The following is a 16627-nucleotide window of genomic DNA, read 5'->3' as shown; positions in this document are numbered from 1 at the left end:
CACAACAAACTTGAAGGGAATTACACCATGGTTCGATCCGCAATAGCGATGTCTGCAATATCTTTATGTCTCTTTGTGGCGGCACCTGGACCGGCCGACGCCCAGGAGATCGCCGTCTTTGGACCGCCCACAGTCTCATATCAGGGGCAGCGCGTGATCGTCACCAACGAAGCAAGCCTGAGCCAGACGGTCTACTCCAAGCCCGGTAAGAACCGCACTGAAATGGTCATGGAAGGCCAGACCTTGGTTCAGATCTGGCGCGATGATCTCCAGACCATGTGGTCCATATCGCCGGACCAGGGCTTTGCCATGGAAATCCCCTTTGGAGCCGAACAAGCAAAATCACCTCTCGATGGCCTGGACGAGCAAACCGCGATACTCGAAAAGCGCTATATTGGAAAAGAAACGGTGAATGGCGTGATGACCGATCATCACTTCCTTCGGTCGAGTGTGTCTGGCGGCGGGACGACAAGCGGCGATGTTTGGACAACCCCGGAAAATATCACGGTACGCATGCGGATGATGCAGGTTGAGCCGGGTCAGGCCGCCGAGAATATCAGCTACGACCTCACCGGTCTTCAACGCTCCTTTCAGCCAGACGCGCTTTTTGAAGTACCGGCCGGATACCAGGTTATGTCCATGGGGGCAGGCGGCATGCCAGGCGTGTTGGGCGCGGCAGGAACCTATGCTGGGGACGTGGCCGGTGATGCCACCGACTCAGCAAAAAATGAAGCTGACCGCCAGGTGCGCGGGAAAGTGCGAAACGAAGCCGCAAAGGCGGTCCGGAAGATATTCAAGTGGTAGATTGCCGGGAACGCCGGAAATCAGGATGAGGAATCGAGGAAATCGGCGAGGTACGCGCGCGCCCGGGCCCAATCTCGCTCGACTGTCCTGACGGATCGACCGAGTGCGTGCGCGGTTTCCTCGACCGTGAGGCCGGCAAAGAACCGGCACTCCACAATACGTTCGAGATCCGGCGCGTTTTTGGCAAGTGCGGCGAGGGCGTCATCTATGTCGAGAATCTGGGTTTCGGTCGTTTTCGCCGGTATCTGGTAATCGTCGATGTTGACGTGCTCGGCGCCAGAGCCACGCTTCTCAGCGAGTTTGCGCCGGGCATGATCAACGAGCACCTGACGCATGGCACGTGAAGCGGTCGCCAGGTAATGGTTCTGGTCGACAAAGCGCCGGCTGTTGTCATTGGACAGCTTGAACCATGCCTCATGGACAATCATTGTTGTATTCAGGGTTGCACTGGGGCGTTGTCGCCCGAGTTGACGGGAAGCGATGCGCCGAAGAACGTCATACGTCTCCGCTAGCAACTCTTCGGACAGGCCGAGCGCTTGGCCGGTGGGCTCTTTTGGAGCGTTACTATCTGGCGTGGTCGTCAAACACCGATCCCCGTAGAATTACCCCAGACAAGGCCGGCGCAATTCTACGGATATGCAAGAAGCATAAGCAATGCAATCACAAGTTCAGAATGGCTATTGCGGCTCCGCGTCCATGATCAGGGACACCGAGAACGTTGCGGTGCCATCTCCGTACATGTCCATGACCATGATGCTGGCATCATCCAGTCCGATCGTGTCGAACCGGATCAGCGTTGCATTACCTTTTTCGATCTCAAGGATTTCATATCCGTTCGTCTCGATCATTGCCGTGAAGAAGGCGACGACTGAGTCGACAGTATTGCTGACTTGCCCGTTAACTTGGTAGTTCCGGCTGGCGTATTCCGGTGGCTGTCCGCCCGACGCGCTGACAATGCTGCTGCCAACCGGGAAGGTGATCGTCTCGGGAAACCCCTCTGGTAGTGAGACGCTCTCCTGCTCCGCGGACACGTCAACAGGAGGGGCGCCGTCAGCAACAGCCATACATGCTGGCAAGCTGCTCAGGCCGCCAATTACCAAGGCCGTGAGCCATAAGCGGCGATCGAATGCTGATTTCTTCATGATGATTTCCTCTTCTACAAGCCGCAGACGGGCCCATAGGCTAAAACGCATTTTGCGCGGCATTTCCGCCATTGGGCCGGACAGCAGAAGTGAGCCGGTGTCCGTCGATAAAACGGTGCCTCCCGCATCTTCGGTATTCGCCGTGGCGGAGACAGGCCAGCGTTTGCGTTTCTAATAGTGAACCGTGCGTTGAGCGCGTCTGACCATACAAGGATTCCACATGATGCATTTGTCTTCGAAAGTGATCACAGCTGTGCTGCTGGGCAGCGTCATCATGACTGCGGCCTGTTCCGGAAGCGCTTCGCCAGATGTAAAAGATCCCGCATCAAACCACAGCGATCTCTCATCAGAGAAAAGGGTCCCAAACGCGGAAGCTGATCGCCTGCTTGGCAGTGTAGACTTACCGGCGCCTGACTGGTTGCCGGAGCATTTTCCGCTGCCTGACGACAGTCATATATATAGCAAGACCGAAGTTGGGTCGGTTCCACCGGCTCACCAGCTGCAGGCCCGAACGATGGATCCGCTGGATGATATCCGGGATGCCATTGTGCAGTGGGGGCTGGATTCGAGTATCAAGGTTCAAGTAGGTCGTGCAGGTCCCGAAATGGAGGTGATGGGAATTTCCGGAGGGGGATTTGGTGGCGCGAGTTCGATCCAGATCATCGAAGAACCACGCGGGAATCGACGCATTATACTGACGCTCCAGGATGAGTCCTGACGCCCCAGACGTTCACGGCGACTACTTGAGCGCTTTGTCTGGGCGAACGAACTTGACGTGACAAATCCTGGCAGTCAGTCCCGGAACAAGCGCAAGAGCCTGTTTCAACGTTCGGCAACTTCATCTCGACTCACAAGCACGGCGTCGGAGGTCGGTCCCCGCGTGGCTCTTTGTGTATCGTTGGGGCGACTAGGGTCCCGAGTTTGGCTTGGGGGCTTACCCAGCAGTGGGCCTTGCTTCGGCGCGGGAAAAGGCGATCCAGGCACGCGTATGGTTGAGCGAGACGTCAAAGCGAGATCCCCGGACTGAGTTGGGCCGTCTGGCCCAACAAGTGGCGAACCAGGGCCTCACCACGTTGGGGGCTTTCGCGCACTATTACCTGGCAAGCATCGAAGGCGGCTTTCGCAAGCTCAAGCATCGCCATCAATGGCGCAACAAACTCAAGACATATGCAGCGCCTAACTTGACCCTGCCGCTTGACGCAATAACAACCGATCATGTCATGGAATGCCTGTCGCCGATCTGGGCGACAAAGCCAGAGACGGCTCGACGTTTGCGTGGCCGCATTGAGCGCGTCCTTGATGCAGCAACGGTCCGAAAATTGCGGGCAGGGGACAACCCCGCGCGTTGGGGAGGGCATCTCAAAACGGTGTTCCCGAACAAGCGCCCAAAGGCGCAGCACTTTCGGGCAATGGACTATGCCGCGGTGCCGGCATTCATGCGGTGTCTTAAGGCGCTGGAAAGCGTCAGCGCCCTCTGCCTGCGGATCGCGATCCTTACAGGCTTGCGATCAGGCGAAGTCCGAAAGGCGACGTGGGACGAAGTTGATATGGCGAATGCTCTTTGGACGCAGCCAGAGAACCGCACCAAGACTGTGATTGAGCGTCGCGTGCCGCTGTCGGATAACACGATGGAAATCGTGCATCGTATGAGTAAGGCGCAATCGCATTCGGCTATAACGCGCCAATAGCGGACATTAGCGATCCGCCTCATGGGCGTAGCGTTTTGATATAGCGGTCCACGGTTTCCTTGTATTCTTCTTCGGTCAATGCCCATTGCTGCAGGTCTGCATCGGCCCAGCCGAGCTGCATGCCAGAGTTGGCGCGCCCCAAAGCAGATGTCATGCTCCTGGTCATTGCCAGAGCCGCCGGAGGCACCGCGAGCAGTTCATCTATCAGTTCTGTGGTGATGTCTGTAAGCGCGTTAGGTGCGGCCAGACGCTGCGCCCATCCCGATTGCATCAACTCATCGGCAAACACTTTGCGGGTCGTCATCACCCAGTCGCGGGCTCTTGGGAGGCCGACTTCCCGGGCCAGCAGGGGCGTTCCGTTCCAGACGTTGGGGATGCCGAGCGCGAGTTCCGGAATACGCAGGACCACGTCCTGACTGATCACTCTGAAGTCACACGCTGTCGCGAGCAAGGCTCCGCCGCCGACAACATGACCTTGCATGCTGGCAATCGTCACCTGCGGAATACGATCGAGTTGCTCAAGAACGCGTTGCCACGTCGATGTCCGGTTGCGCCGGGTCGACCAGCTTCCTTCCACTTTTGGGTAGGAGGTCGTTTTCAAGTCTGCACCGGAGCAGAACGATTTTCCTTCTCCCGAGATGACCAAAAGTCGAATGTCCGGGCGCTCTATCAGGTCATTCAATACCGAGGCGATCGTCGTGCGAATGTTCTCGTTCAAGGCATTGAGTTGTTTCGGGCGATTCAGTTTCAGGCGAACGAGATCAGCCTCATAGGTAACAACGATTTCTGCGTGTTCGGGCATCATGTGAGCCTTCTTTGATTTTAACATCGACACGGTCGGTCGCACAATCGGCGTACGAGTGGACGTAAGTCGCTTCACGCCTCGCAGCTTGGATTATTCGGCTGTCTTTGCAAAGGCGAGTGATCATTATTTGGAAAAATCGTCAGAAGAGACAAAATCCCGACGCCTGCAATTGCGCTCACTGCGGACGCCAGATTCGCACGAGTATGCAGGCCGTGCGGTCCAGCGGAGAACGATCCTTGCACTTAAACCTTGGTCACCGTGACCTTAGGAGAACCAGCGAGACAGGCCCTGAACCAATTGACGGCCTGCCTCAGTGCCTCGACCTTCTCGTCAGCGAAACGCGGAAGCGGGTTCACATCAGATTGTTCGCACGACGCTGACTACACCCCTGCTCGTACAACGACGATCTTGTTGATCTTCAATCGCCGATTTGTCGTTCCCGCGCCACATCATCTAAACGGGCCGGAGCGTTGGACTCGAAACATAGTTTCGCCCTTGTCGCAAGGAAATCGGAAGGGGCTTGTGATTTCAAATGCGCCAGCTAGTCTGGCTGTCGACAAATGAGATTGCACATATGACCACCATTGAGCGACCTTCGGCAAGGCTCAGTCTTGGCCTTGACGGCGCGACGTCCCGTCTGTCGCCAGCCGAAGGCATGATGCTGCTTGCTAACAATGCTGTTAATACGAATGATGAAACGCACGCACTCGGCCTCAATCCTTTGCCAAGAGGATACGCATCCATTGGCGCGCGCGTGATGTTCAGTTGCCCGACACTGGGGAGCGCGCTGAATGCCACGTCAAACTACTTCAATTCCGCCTACGGCGTTTTCGCCCTGGATCTGGCAGAGACAGGGACTGACGCGCGCCTGACGCTCAGGGCTCAGGCGCCCGATGGCAGGAACAGGGCCAATCTTGAGGCAATCTGGATCAGTCTGGTGACCGTCATTGCCAGCCGGTATCTTGGTCATGACCTGCCCGTACGGAAAGCCGGCCTTCATCCCCTGGCTGATGTCACCACGCGCCTGTCGCATTCGCTCGAAGGTGTGCCTGTCGACCGTTCGACCGACACCTATATCGAGTTTGCGGCCGACTTGCTGGACACGCCGGGTTCGATTCGCAATACACGCACCCCGCTGCTCGACTCATTGATTTTTGCAATATGCCCGCCCACGCCTTCGATCGAAGCGCAAAATGAATTGGTGTTTCCGGCAACACTAGAGGCCTATGAGGACGAACATGTTTCGTCTGATATGAGCAATCGCCAAAAGCGGCGCATCATCCGTCAGGTCCATGGCGATGGATTCAGGTCACTCGCCCTGAAAGCCCGCGCCGAACAAGCTGTCGCCCTGTTGACCCAAACCGGGACCAGTATCGGCGATGTCGCTGAAATGATGGGCTATGCCGACGAGCGCAGCTTTCGCCGCTTCATTCTCAACCAGACCGGACGGTCGCCTTCCGAGATTCGCCGGATCGACAGCCAGGAGCAGAGCGAATCCCTCTCCCGGCTGAGATCCCAGCTCGAGAATGTCACCCGAATGCTGGAGATCTGACCGGTCCCCGATCGCCTTGATGGCCGGATATGTCCGGTAGGCTGTCCGGACCGGTCCTTGGCGCGGGCGCCGTTCTGGGGTCGCTGCCCTCTCAGACAGGGAGGAAAAAATGAAAATAACAATCCATACGACCGGTGCGCGCCAGAAGCTCAGAACGAGCCTGCTTTGCTCGGCAGTGTCCATTCTGGCCTTTCCGGCTTTCGGACAGGCCGCGAGTGCGCCATCAAAATCTTCGGACAATCAGATCGACCATCAAGGGCGTCTGGGAACAATTACCGTTACGGCACAGAGAAAATCTGAATCTGACCAGGACGTGCCCGTGTCGATTACAGCGCTCGACAAGAAATTGCTCGATTCGCGCGGCATATCCGACATGGATGCGCTCCAGTTCGCTGTTCCCAGCGTATCGATTGGCCAGAGCCTCGGCGCAACATTCGTGACGGTCAGGGGCGTCGGGCGCAGCGTTGGCGACCCCGGCGTGGCGATCAATGTTGACGGGGTCTACCAGCCACGCAATTTCCCGATGGTCGTCGCCCAGACAGACCTTGAACGTGTCGAGGTCCTGCGGGGCCCCCAAGGCACGCTCTATGGCAGGAATGCGAATGGGGGTGCGGTGAATTTCATTTCGGCTGCACCATCAGACACGCCCGAAGGCTATATCAAGGCCTCATATGCCACCTTCAATGAAAAGACCCTCGAGGTCGTGAACAATCTGCCGATCGGCGATGCCGTCCGGACGCGCCTGGCCTTGAACTACTCGGACCGCGAAGAGGGGTTCATCGAAAACACGGCTGGCGGTGAGGATCTCGGAACTCAGGAGATGCTGTCGGGGCGGTTCAGGCTTGCAGCCGATATCACGCCAAACCTTTCGCTTGACCTTAATCTCAGCGCCTACGGCTCCGATGGACGTACCGACTATTATGTCCCGACGGATGAACCGAATGCCCGGGGCCTCGCCTTGAATCCGTATTTGACAGGGGTCGTGATCGCGCCGGATTATTATACAACGACTGCGCTCGGTCCGACGTCCAGCGATCGTTCAATGCAGTCAGCGAGCGTTACGCTGGACTGGTTGCTCGGCCCGGTGTCTCTCAAGTCGATCTCGGCCTATCAGCGTGTCGATGCAGCCTGGGTCATGGACAGGGATGGTACCAACCTGGCCATCGTGGATGCGATCCAGGACGAGCATTCCGAAACATTCTCCCAGGAACTCAATGTGTCGGGCGACACAGGCCCGCTCGACTGGGTCGGCGGTGTGTACGTGTATGACGATACCTATCGTCAGAGCGCCAATTTCGATTTCGCCCTTGGTTTCAGTCCGCTGCCACCACAATCGACATTGGCGTACAATACGTTGCCCATCGATACCGATGCGCGCGCAATTTTCGGGGATGTCACCTATGGCGTCACTGACAGGTTCCGCCTGATCGGTGGGGTCAGGTACTCCGAAGAAGAACAACACGCCTTTCAGGACCATTTTGTTGGGTCAATGACAGAAGGGAGCCCCACGGTATCGATCTGCAACGATCTCGATACCAGAGTCGAGGATGAATCGACCACGTACAGGCTGGGGGCGCAATATGATGTGACGGATGACAGCCAAGTCTATGTCATGAACTCGACTGGCTGGAAGGCCGGCGGGATCAACTATTCCTCCTGCGGCGACACGTTCGACGCGGAAACCATCACGGCCTATGAGGCCGGGCTTAAAGGATTGTTCTTTGGAGGGAATGTGCGATTCAATGCAGCAGCATTCTATTATGACTATGAAGATTTCCAGCTACGCGAGGTGGTTGGCTTTGCGTCATCGGTAACGAATGCCGGCAGCGCAACGGTTAAGGGCGTGGAGTTTGAAGCTGACTGGGCACCGGATGACCACTGGATCCTGAATGGCAGCCTGTCCCTGCTCGACGCGACCTATGGCGACTTCAGCAATACCGACTCGCTCAATCCGGACCTCGGGGTTCAGAACCTGGAAGGACGCTACCTGTCGAGTGCGCCCGAAGTGTCGGGCAATCTGGGCATCGCCTATCGCACCACGCCGACCTCGAGAGGCCACGTCACCGCCCGCGCTGATCTGAGCTATCGCTCTGAAGTGTTTTTCCGGGAGTTCAACACCGAGCAGGCGTCACAGGACGGCTACGCCATCGTCAATGCCAACCTGATCTGGGAGAGCCCGGACAGTGCCTATACGGTCCGCCTCTTCGCCGATAATCTTTTCGACAAGGGTTACTGGACTGCGATGCTCGCAATTGACGGATTTGGCGGTCTTGCCGGCACTTATGGGACGCCTCGCCAGGTCGGTGTCGAACTCAAGGCGGCGTTCTGATGGCAGGCACCACACAAGAAGGGGCCCGGCGCAACCGCCGGGCCCTCGCGTCTGTCCTGCTTGGAACACTTGTCCTGGCAGGCTGCAACTCCGCGCTCGACCCGCAAAGCGCAGCGCCGGGAAACGAGGCAGCCTGCGTACAGCTTGAGACGTTCACGCTTGCATCCCGATCCCTCTCGCTACCGTCCAACGGCGTCCGCATCATCACTGCGCACTTCATACCCGAAGGCTCGAGCGGTAACACAGGCAGGGATTTTGCCTGGCCAGACCATTGCCGGGTCATCGGCCAAGTCGAGCCGGTCGACAGCACTGCGCCGCCGATACGGTTCGAAATGGCCTTGCCGCTCACCTGGAATGAAAAAGCCCTGATGCTGGCAGGCGGCGGATTTGACGGAATCATTCCTCCGGTCGACCAGCCGCTGTATTCGCAGCCAGGTCGTCTGGTGTCCTCTCCCCTTGAACGCGGCTATGTCACGTTTGGAAGTGATAGCGGACACGAGGGGACCACGGATGAAGTGCTCACGCCGCTTGTCGATGGGGCATTTGCCCGCAATGACGAGGCCTTCCAGAATTATGCCGGCGACGCGCTGAAAAAGACGCGTGACGCTGCGGGTGCGATCATTGATGCCTATTATGGTCGACCCGCGCGGTTGACCTATATTGCGGGTGGTTCCAATGGCGGGCGCGAGGCATTGCTGGCCATCAGCCAATGGCCGGGCGCATTCGACGGCGCGCTGGTCGCCTATCCCTTCTGGAATCATGGGACGACAACGCTCGCCTTCGGCGCTGTCTGGCGCCGCTTCGCGGATCCGGACGCCTACCTCTGGCCTGCCCAGCAGGCGCTTCTCTATGATTTCGTCATGGCCTCATGCGACGAACTTGACGGCATAGGCGACGGCCTCGTGGCGCATCCCTCAGCTTGCCGTCCGGATATCGAGCACCTGGCATGTCGCGATGATAATTCCTCGAAAGCCTGCCTGTCGCCTGCGCAGCTCGCAGCCATCCGGAACTTCGACAGTCCAATCGACCTGTCCTGGAGGAAAAGCGGAGAAACACACCATCCCGGCTTCCCGGTTCTCGAAGGCGCCGATTTGCGGGGGCCGCAACAGATGGGTGATGCCGTTCCCGGCCATCCCATAAAACCCGACATGCCCATGACGGCGCAATTCTACGACCAGTTTATTCGCCATGCTGCATTGCGCGATGAAGCGATCGATCCCTGGGCGATCGACCCGGAAGCGCCGGGTCCCTGGGCCGACAAAATTGGCGACACCGTCGACCGGCTCGATGTCCAGCCGACCTCGCTGCAGGCGTTCCGTGACCGGGGTGGGAAGCTGATACTGTTCCAAGGGCTGGCTGATCCGATAGTCAGTCCACGATCAACCGATGAATACTGGCATCGCCTGGAAGGCATGATCGGGGAACCGGACCTGAAGGCCTTTGCCCGCTATTATGTCATTCCCGGATTTGGCCATGGCGCAGGTGCATCAAATGCCTTCCAACCCGCCTGGGACCAGCTGCAGGACCTTGATGACTGGGTCGAACACGGCACGGCCCCGACGGCACGCCAGATCACCGACGTGACGGATCATGGCCATGGCCGGACCCGGCCCCTTTGCGAATTCGGGGAGTGGACGAAGTATGAGAGCGGTGACCCAGATAGCGCCGACAGTTATCGCTGTGTTGCAGACGTTGGCCAGCCGGAGTGACGATGTGCATGCATGCCCTCCCGCTCGCGCTTTGGGGGGGAAGGCGTCTGCCGGGGAGAAGAGACAGAGGAGGGGCGCATGACACGCAGCTATGACTACCTGACCTATGAGGTGGATAGCGGGGTCGCCGAAATTTCACTGAACCGCCCGCCCGTAAATGCGTTCAGCCTCGATCTGTTGAACGAGATCCTTGATGTGCTGGCCTATGCGCGCAGTGATACCAAAGCGCGAGCGGTTATCCTGCGCAGCGACTTGCCCAAAGTGTTCTGTGCCGGGCTGGACCTGGATATCCTGTTCGGCAAACCGATGAGTGAAATTCGCCTGTTTCTCGAAAAACTCTATATCGGCCTTTGGGATGCCCAGTACGGATTGGGCAAGCCGAGCCTTGCTGCGGTCAACGGCGCCGCGCGTGGCGGCGGCATGACCCTGGCGATTTCCTGCGACATGCTGATCGCATCGGAAAAGGCCAGCTTTGGCTATCCCGAGCTGGACCTCGGCCTGCTTCCCGCGATCCACTTCACCCATCTGCCGCGAATTGTCGGGCGCCACCGGGCCTTCGACCTTCTGTTCACGGGCCGCAGCTTTGCAGCTGAGGAGGCGGAAAGGATCGGGCTCGTCTCCGAAGTGGTCGAGCCCGGCGATTTACGCACGCGCAGCCATGAAATTGCGGCAGGCTTTGCCGCGCGCGCGCCAAATTCACTGCGTCAGGCACGCGCGGCCTTCCACCGGGCGAACGACCTGGACTATCGGCGCGGTGTCGCCGTCGCGGTCGAGGATTTCTGCAACACCGCCATAACCGACGACGCACAGGAGGGGGTGCGCGCCTTCATCGAGAAGCGCGCGCCAAATTGGCCGGACCCGGAATCCGCATAGTCGATATTCGTACGTGTTCGTGGATATCCATTAATACATTGGTATTATATGATAAATAGACGATGTTTGTCCGGGAGTGTTCGCTCCGTTACGCTCCAAACCGCGATCTATGGAGCGGCGTCTTGTCTATTGGGCTCCAGTAACGCGCTCGGAGGAATGTCGCAGCGTTGGTTGGTAAGATTTGTCGATCTCCCAGAAATTGAGATCCAGATGCTTGAGTGGCCGCTCCGGGTCCGCGGGCCGAGCGCCCGTACGGATGGTGATCGCAATATCCGATAGGACACCAGGGTGACGCCGGAAATAATTGTGCCTATCAAACTGATTGGCATCCTGGACCATGATAAAATGAACGGATTTTACGCCCTGAAGCACAGCCCGGGATTCAGGCGATAATTGATCGGGCCGCGCTGCACCAAATCGCGGCGATCCGAATATCCAGCCCGCAAGGCCAAGGGCGTTGTCGCCGGGATTGAGATAAACATTAATCTGGCCAAATCCTATGCCGAAGGCTTCAGCGACAAGACGTTGTTCCATCACGCCCAAATCGATATCTGGCGCCGCCATGATCAAGGTGTCGATCCGATACGTGTCACGCATTGAGAGTCCGGCGCCGCGGGATTCGATCAGTAATTCGCGAAGGGCGGATGTGACAATTGATGCGCCATGGCTGTGCGTGACGACAACAACCTCGTCGACGGCAGATGTTGCCGCGATAAGTCGTAGCGTTTCTTTCAGGTGGTAGACCGAAAAGTCGCCGCTTTCCGTGTCACTGAAATAGCCTAGCGCTTTATGTCCGCCCGTCGGCCAGCTGAACAGTAAAGGGACGCCGGACCTACCTGAAGCCGACCAGAGTTCTAACAGGTTGAAGGCACCGTCATCGAACGTATTGTTGAAGCCGTGAACATAGAGAATGACTTTTCCGGTGCTGTTGTCTTCCAGTTCCTGTGTGAGAGCAGCCTGAAATTGTGCGCCTGCACTCTGATAGGCTGCGATGGCGTTTCTGTCTCGGCTCAGCACGCCGTTCTCGATCGCAAAGGGAAGGGGGGTTCCGGGAAACGGATAGATTCCATCTGTCAGCGTCGCGACGTAGCGCGGTTGCTTGCCGCTGATAGCGTGTCCTGACATGTAGGCGTCAAATTCACGTTTCCCCATATTGGTGGTGTGAATCCGGACATGGCCAAAAGCCATCGCGGTTGACCGGTCGACGCCAAAGCCCTGTTCGGTCTCGAGTATATTGCGGTCTGTGACATACAGCATCTGCGAGGTGCCTTGTGGTGCGCCGTTTGTCGATTGCGGCGACGCTGCACCAGACGTCTGCCAAGGCGTCGGCGAGACGGCTGCAGGGTAGCCGCTGACGCAACCGGCCAGCAGCACACAGAAGGCTAGCAAGCAAAGGCGTTTCATCTTCTTGACCTCTCGAAATCCAGGACTTTGCGGTGGCGCAAAATTCCGGTCATCCAGACTGCGCCGATGAGTATGGACAGAAACAGGGAAAGGAAACACTGGGGCAGGAAGCCAAATGCACGCGGACAGACGTGCCCGCTATCGATCTCGAGAATAGTCGCGAGAAGTGCAAGCATCGTGACCGGCAGCCAGCCTACGAGGAACGCCATGTGTCGCTTCCATCCCCCTGCCATCACGGAGTAGAAGATGAGACCATATCCTGCAAAGACGAGAAAGCAGGCAGGTAGAGGTCCGATCAATGGACAAGCTGTACCCGTCGAGAAATGTTCACCCGTCAATCGCGCTGCTGGAATGAGCCCAAGCATGGCCAAAACGGCCAGAAGCAACCGCGATGTCATTGTCCCTTAACCTGGCTTGTCGTGAGGAGGGACAATGTGAAGAGGATCACGTGGGCCGTGTTCATGGCGGTCGGCAATACCAGCCAGCCGATCTCGGGTGCGGCGGCGTATAGGCCGAAAATCAGAGCGAGCAACAGAGCCGGACTGAACAAGGCCATCCAGCGCGGGTAGCGTGACTTGCCGGTGAAGATGCGCAGTGTCCAGATGAATGAAAATGCCACCATGACGAACCGAAGTGCGTTCACCAAGGGTTCGTGGAGGATCGTCTGGCGAACCAGGAGATCCCTGCTGGCTCCGTCCATGCTGAGGCTTTGCACGGTTTCAGCAATCAGGGCGCGTTGCCCGATCCAGACTGTTGCGAGAATGAATGCCCAGGCGCAGAAAGCGAAAACCACAAAACGCCATCTGGGGGCTTGCGGCAAGAGATTGCCTGTGAGGTGCCAGTAGCCGGCAAGATAGAGCGGGGCTGCCGAGACGCTGAGGTAATGCCCAAGCATTAGTCTTGCCTGAGTGATGTCCAGAAAATATCCATAGTCCGGATCTGTGAAATTTCCCCCCGGGACAAGCTGCAATAGCCCCTCTCCGATCCCGGTCAGCAGGGCGCCAACAAGGCCGGCTATTCCGAACCAGACAAGGTTTTGACGAGGATTGGCGCCAGCATTTGTCATGACGCGTCGATCCGCCAGTCAATGACGGTGCCAGCCGCCACTTGTTCAGCTGAGCGTACCTGCCCATCCGGAAAGCGGACAGTGATGCTCTCGGCATTAACGGCATCGCCCAGCCCGATGAAGATATCCGCCGAACTGTCGGAACCCAGTCCTTGGGCTGGCACCACCTGGCGGACAAGTGTTCGACCATCAACAAGAGCTTCAATATGGGCCGAATAGGCCGAAACCGAGTCGTCGAGCCGAATGCGTATACTATGCCGGTCAGGCGTTGCGTTTAGAAATGCAGTGGCTTGTCCCTTGAGGTTGGCCCAAACGAGATCGGGCAGGCCGTCGCCGTTAAAGTCGCCGGCCAGTGGGGAAATGGCGAACAGCCGATTGGTGGCGCCTGCGCGCTTCTCTACAGGGTCGAATTTGCGTCCCTGGGAATTCTGAAGAATCTTTCCTGCATAACGGTGGATGAGCGCGGGTTGTCCGAACTTGGCGTAATTCTGGGCGATGGCAATGTCTTCCCAGCCATCGAGATTGAAATCAGCGGCAACCACACCCCAACCGAAACCAATGCGTGCTGCGTTCATTTCAGCTGCATTGTCGGTGAAGGTGCCTTGTCCGTCTCCTGCAAAGAGCATGTAGTCGGAATTGAATGGCGTCGATTTCGGTAGATCGCCGCGCAGCAGCGCGGATGGCAGCGTGTTCCCGACATTCGAAAAATAGAAATCGAGTGCGCCGTCACCGGTAAAGTCTCCTGCCGCAATTCCCATGGGGTAGGAATTGACCGACGGGTTTTCGAGCCGCTCGAAAGGTGGCGCACCATTGTTTCTCCAAGTTTCAACCTGCCCTGTGTCTTGTGCAACGACCAGGTCTGCGTCTCCGTCATCATCGAAATCAGCGAAGACGGCGGTGAATGTGTTGTGCTGGCGGCGTAGGCCCCACACGTCCGTTGCGTCAGTGAAATTACCTGCCGAATTTCCGAGCAACAGGTAGCTGTAGCCTCCGTATGGGCGGGTAAATATGGTTTGCCCCTCGACGCGGTCATTGCTGATATAGCCTGACACGTAGAGATCGGCGAGACCATCGGCATTGACGTCTCCTGGCGCCACCGAAAGTGCGGTGGTGCCGGCTTCCGGCTTGAAAATGATCTTTCCATCACCGAGTGTGCCGCCAGAATTGCGATACAGCCAGACGCCGCTTTCGCGGGCCACGATCAAGTCGGTCCATCCGTCCTTGTCCACGTCGACGGAGACGCCACCCATGGTTGCATCACCTTCAGGTTTTGCGAGATCATGATCGGTGCTGTCATTTACGAACTTCCCGAGCAGGGAGCTGTAGCTGAAGAGTGCATCGGGTTGATCGCGGCCGCCCCCCAGGAACACCTCGTCGTAAAGGTCACGTTCAGTATTGATGACGACGCCCGCCATGAAGGGCAGGGAGCCCGATTTCTCCCGGATGTCTGATTGGTTTTCGAACGGCAGATCAACAGACACGAATCTGAGGTCTGTATTGCCTTGAGGTTTCCATTCAAGCTGTACCAGGCGAAAACCAAGCCAGCCGGAGCTGAGGATGAAGAGTAGGATTGTCCCGACCCCCAATGCCCCGCACCCAAACCAGAACCATTTTCGGATGAACCTGATCATTCCTGGCACCTGAACCTTCACGACTTCGAGGCTTCCAGCTTGAACAGCCGATCAAGGGAGAATTTCCCGGGACCATGAGCGACGATTACAAACAGGATGGTTGCCCACCAGACATGACTACCCCACCAGCTACCGGCATCCGGGAAGACCAGGCGTTCGATGACCAGGGTCATCATCAGCAGCCCGGCTGCAGCCAGTCGTGACGTCAGTCCAAAAACAATAAGAATGGGCAAGAGGATCTCCATGACACCCGCCATATTGGCGAAGCGCTCAACAATCCACTGCGTCGTTGGCGCGTATGTGCCAGCAGCCTGATCTGTGCATAGCACGAGAGCTCCAGCGCGTTTGTCTTCCGGACAGAAGAACTCAAACAGGAAGAGATCATATTTGTCAGGGTTGAATGACAGGAAGCCATTCCACTTTGTAAGCCCCGACATGAAAAATACCCGGGCCACGGCCAAGCGGGCCAAGAGTAGCGCGAACGGTTCCAGCATGTTTGCCTTGCTGGTTAACCAGCTATAGCCGGCCTTTAGCCTCTGAATGAGTATCATGATTAGCTCCCCCTTGTTGAGCGATAGTGATGAAAAATCCGGATGAGACTGCGCCGGCAATGAGATGTGAAAGATCAATCGACGGCTCCGCAGCCATGGCCGCTTCACATGCGGCCCCGAGTGGTAACTGAGACATTGCCGAACTGAGGAATGCGTGCTCTCCGGGACTGAGTGAGCGCATCCCGACCTCACCTCCCGGGCGCCAGAAAAGAACGTGCTCGGATCGGTGCGGCAGGGCCATCTGGCGACTCGGTAGCTTTCCAGCCTTGAGGTCGATCCAAAGAGAGGCCGTAGTCCATTCTGTGTCGACGAGTTGGGCGCTTGGGTGAACTCCCAGAATGCATGTCATTAATGTCGAGCTATCGACTTCTGCCAGCGCGCCCGGGATCAGCGGGGCTGCGTCAGGCGCGAGATGAGCGTCAAGCCAGCCTCGGTCTAACTGGGCGATGTCAGCTAGCCAGGGAATCCCGTGCTCAGCTTCCGCGCCAGCAACAAATTGAGCGAGCGAAGCACCGTATCCGACGAGACTCCTGCTCGTGGGCGGTTCTGCATCAGCATAGGCTCGCGCCAGGGCACCAAAAAAGTCGTCTCCCATGACCGTCGCAAGACGCAAATAATTGGATCTGAGGGCTTCAACGCAGGCGAGGCTACCGGAATTGCGATAGACTTGCGCGCGCCGCCCCGGATGCGCCGCGCCTGCCATCATGGGAATCAGCGCCGTTGCGCTGGCGCGGCCTGCCGCAAATGCCGACATGGCTTCGATATGCTGTTCAAGCCGCATGGTGCACGGCCTCATGCGACGCTGCCAGTATCCGCGAGGCGCGGTCAAATTCTGTCAGCAAGTCGTCAAACGATGGAATATTGCCATCACGTTCAACGAGAACCGGCTTTGTCCCCCATGCCTGAAGCGCAACCGCCAAAAGATGCCACACGCCTTCGCTGACGGGCGCATCATGACTGTCGATGAGAAATTTGGCGCCAAGCGCAGGGTCTTCGGTGTGTCCGGCGACGTGAATCTCGCCGACAAGTTCACCAGGTATTGCGCGGACATAGGCGTATGGGTCCACACCAAC

At 57.7% G+C, this 16627-nt stretch carries 17 protein-coding genes; 7 read left to right on the top strand and 10 right to left on the bottom strand.

Translation table 11 applies throughout. The features are described 5' to 3' along the window. The first annotated feature begins 153 nt into the window (after positions 1 to 153). On the top strand, positions 154 to 804 hold the full coding sequence (locus AADA04_RS06520) for a DUF4412 domain-containing protein (RefSeq protein WP_340692442.1): 651 nt from the start codon (positions 154 to 156) through the stop codon (positions 802 to 804). Between the two features lie 20 nt (positions 805 to 824). Here the strand turns inward: AADA04_RS06520 and AADA04_RS06515 are convergent, their stop codons facing one another. Both AADA04_RS06515 and AADA04_RS06510 read right to left on the bottom strand, forming a co-directional pair. Beyond that, positions 825 to 1388, bottom strand: coding sequence for an ECF-type sigma factor (locus tag AADA04_RS06515; RefSeq protein ID WP_340692441.1), 564 nt, complete (start codon positions 1386 to 1388; stop codon positions 825 to 827). Positions 1389 to 1481: 93 nt separating this feature from the next. Then, positions 1482 to 1946 (bottom strand): hypothetical protein, encoded by a 465-nt coding sequence (locus AADA04_RS06510; protein ID WP_340692440.1) that lies wholly within the window; start codon positions 1944 to 1946, stop codon positions 1482 to 1484. Positions 1947 to 2166: 220 nt separating this feature from the next. Here AADA04_RS06510 and AADA04_RS06505 point away from each other — a divergent pair, with 220 nt between their 5' ends. Together AADA04_RS06505 and AADA04_RS06500 are read left to right on the top strand one after the other, a co-directional pair. Further along, positions 2167 to 2664, top strand: coding sequence for a hypothetical protein (locus AADA04_RS06505; RefSeq protein ID WP_340692439.1), 498 nt, complete (start codon positions 2167 to 2169; stop codon positions 2662 to 2664). A 274-nt stretch (positions 2665 to 2938) separates the two neighbouring features. Then, positions 2939 to 3634, top strand: coding sequence for a site-specific integrase (locus tag AADA04_RS06500; protein ID WP_340692438.1), 696 nt, complete (start codon positions 2939 to 2941; stop codon positions 3632 to 3634). A gap of 19 nt (positions 3635 to 3653) precedes the next feature. Here the strand turns inward: AADA04_RS06500 and AADA04_RS06495 are convergent, their stop codons facing one another. Next, entirely contained in the window at positions 3654 to 4439 is a 786-nt protein-coding gene (locus AADA04_RS06495) for an enoyl-CoA hydratase/isomerase family protein (protein WP_340692437.1), read from the bottom strand. A 574-nt stretch (positions 4440 to 5013) separates the two neighbouring features. Between AADA04_RS06495 and AADA04_RS06490 the strand changes: the two genes are divergently transcribed. The 4 genes from AADA04_RS06490 (at position 5014) to AADA04_RS06475 (ending at position 10902) form a co-directional block, all read left to right on the top strand. Beyond that, on the top strand, positions 5014 to 5991 hold the full coding sequence (locus AADA04_RS06490) for a helix-turn-helix domain-containing protein (RefSeq protein WP_340692436.1): 978 nt from the start codon (positions 5014 to 5016) through the stop codon (positions 5989 to 5991). 109 nt (positions 5992 to 6100) lie between these two features. Continuing rightward, a complete protein-coding gene (locus AADA04_RS06485; RefSeq protein WP_340692435.1) occupies positions 6101 to 8320 on the top strand; it encodes a TonB-dependent receptor in 2220 nt (739 codons plus the stop codon). Beyond that, complete coding sequence (locus AADA04_RS06480) at positions 8320 to 10029, top strand: tannase/feruloyl esterase family alpha/beta hydrolase (RefSeq protein WP_340692434.1); 1710 nt, start codon at positions 8320 to 8322, stop codon at positions 10027 to 10029. Before AADA04_RS06485 ends, AADA04_RS06480 begins: the two co-directional genes overlap by 1 nt. Before the next feature lie 78 nt (positions 10030 to 10107). Next, positions 10108 to 10902, top strand: a complete 795-nt coding sequence (locus AADA04_RS06475; RefSeq protein ID WP_340692433.1) for an enoyl-CoA hydratase/isomerase family protein — start codon at positions 10108 to 10110, stop codon at positions 10900 to 10902. Between the two features lie 126 nt (positions 10903 to 11028). Here the strand turns inward: AADA04_RS06475 and AADA04_RS06470 are convergent, their stop codons facing one another. From AADA04_RS06470 to AADA04_RS06440, 7 genes are all read right to left on the bottom strand, one after another. Beyond that, positions 11029 to 12306, bottom strand: a complete 1278-nt coding sequence (locus AADA04_RS06470) for an alpha/beta hydrolase (RefSeq protein WP_340692432.1) — start codon at positions 12304 to 12306, stop codon at positions 11029 to 11031. After that, positions 12303 to 12515: a hypothetical protein gene (locus tag AADA04_RS06465; RefSeq protein WP_340692431.1), complete on the bottom strand. Its 213-nt coding sequence runs from the start codon at positions 12513 to 12515 to the stop codon at positions 12303 to 12305. The genes AADA04_RS06470 and AADA04_RS06465 overlap by 4 nt, the downstream gene beginning before the upstream one ends. 185 nt (positions 12516 to 12700) lie before the next feature. Next, the gene (locus tag AADA04_RS06460; protein WP_340692430.1) at positions 12701 to 13372 is read right to left on the bottom strand and encodes a DUF6796 family protein; all 672 of its coding nucleotides are present in this window, start codon (positions 13370 to 13372) and stop codon (positions 12701 to 12703) included. Next, positions 13369 to 15024, bottom strand: coding sequence for a CRTAC1 family protein (locus AADA04_RS06455; protein WP_340692429.1), 1656 nt, complete (start codon positions 15022 to 15024; stop codon positions 13369 to 13371). Before AADA04_RS06455 ends, AADA04_RS06460 begins: the two co-directional genes overlap by 4 nt. Then, positions 15021 to 15554, bottom strand: coding sequence for a DoxX family protein (locus AADA04_RS06450; RefSeq protein WP_340692428.1), 534 nt, complete (start codon positions 15552 to 15554; stop codon positions 15021 to 15023). The genes AADA04_RS06455 and AADA04_RS06450 overlap by 4 nt, the downstream gene beginning before the upstream one ends. After that, complete coding sequence (locus AADA04_RS06445) at positions 15520 to 16335, bottom strand: DNA-binding domain-containing protein (RefSeq protein ID WP_340692427.1); 816 nt, start codon at positions 16333 to 16335, stop codon at positions 15520 to 15522. Before AADA04_RS06445 ends, AADA04_RS06450 begins: the two co-directional genes overlap by 35 nt. After that, the coding region (locus AADA04_RS06440; RefSeq protein ID WP_340692426.1) for a DUF692 family multinuclear iron-containing protein at positions 16325 to 16627 on the bottom strand (303 nt) is incomplete at its 5' end. The genes AADA04_RS06445 and AADA04_RS06440, both read right to left, overlap by 11 nt.

This window comes from Hyphomonas sp., assembly GCF_037969335.1.
Taxonomy (GTDB): Bacteria; Pseudomonadota; Alphaproteobacteria; order Caulobacterales; family Hyphomonadaceae; genus Hyphomonas.
This window is presented reverse-complemented; position numbering and strand designations above follow the sequence as displayed.

What these genes read in the sequence shown, in the direction of transcription:
- AADA04_RS06510 (WP_340692440.1), bottom strand. Translation starts at nt 1,946, where the DNA reads ATGAAGAAATCAGCATTCGATCGCCGCTTATGGCTCACGGCCTTGGTA.
- AADA04_RS06505 (WP_340692439.1), top strand. Translation starts at nt 2,167, where the DNA reads ATGATGCATTTGTCTTCGAAAGTGATCACAGCTGTGCTGCTGGGCAGC.
- AADA04_RS06495 (WP_340692437.1), bottom strand. Translation starts at nt 4,439, where the DNA reads ATGATGCCCGAACACGCAGAAATCGTTGTTACCTATGAGGCTGATCTC.
- AADA04_RS06490 (WP_340692436.1), top strand. Translation starts at nt 5,014, where the DNA reads ATGACCACCATTGAGCGACCTTCGGCAAGGCTCAGTCTTGGCCTTGAC.
- AADA04_RS06485 (WP_340692435.1), top strand. Translation starts at nt 6,101, where the DNA reads ATGAAAATAACAATCCATACGACCGGTGCGCGCCAGAAGCTCAGAACG.
- AADA04_RS06480 (WP_340692434.1), top strand. Translation starts at nt 8,320, where the DNA reads ATGGCAGGCACCACACAAGAAGGGGCCCGGCGCAACCGCCGGGCCCTC.
- AADA04_RS06475 (WP_340692433.1), top strand. Translation starts at nt 10,108, where the DNA reads ATGACACGCAGCTATGACTACCTGACCTATGAGGTGGATAGCGGGGTC.
- AADA04_RS06470 (WP_340692432.1), bottom strand. Translation starts at nt 12,306, where the DNA reads ATGAAACGCCTTTGCTTGCTAGCCTTCTGTGTGCTGCTGGCCGGTTGC.
- AADA04_RS06465 (WP_340692431.1), bottom strand. Translation starts at nt 12,515, where the DNA reads ATGGCGTTCCTCGTAGGCTGGCTGCCGGTCACGATGCTTGCACTTCTC.
- AADA04_RS06460 (WP_340692430.1), bottom strand. Translation starts at nt 13,372, where the DNA reads ATGACAAATGCTGGCGCCAATCCTCGTCAAAACCTTGTCTGGTTCGGA.
- AADA04_RS06450 (WP_340692428.1), bottom strand. Translation starts at nt 15,554, where the DNA reads ATGATACTCATTCAGAGGCTAAAGGCCGGCTATAGCTGGTTAACCAGC.
- AADA04_RS06445 (WP_340692427.1), bottom strand. Translation starts at nt 16,335, where the DNA reads ATGCGGCTTGAACAGCATATCGAAGCCATGTCGGCATTTGCGGCAGGC.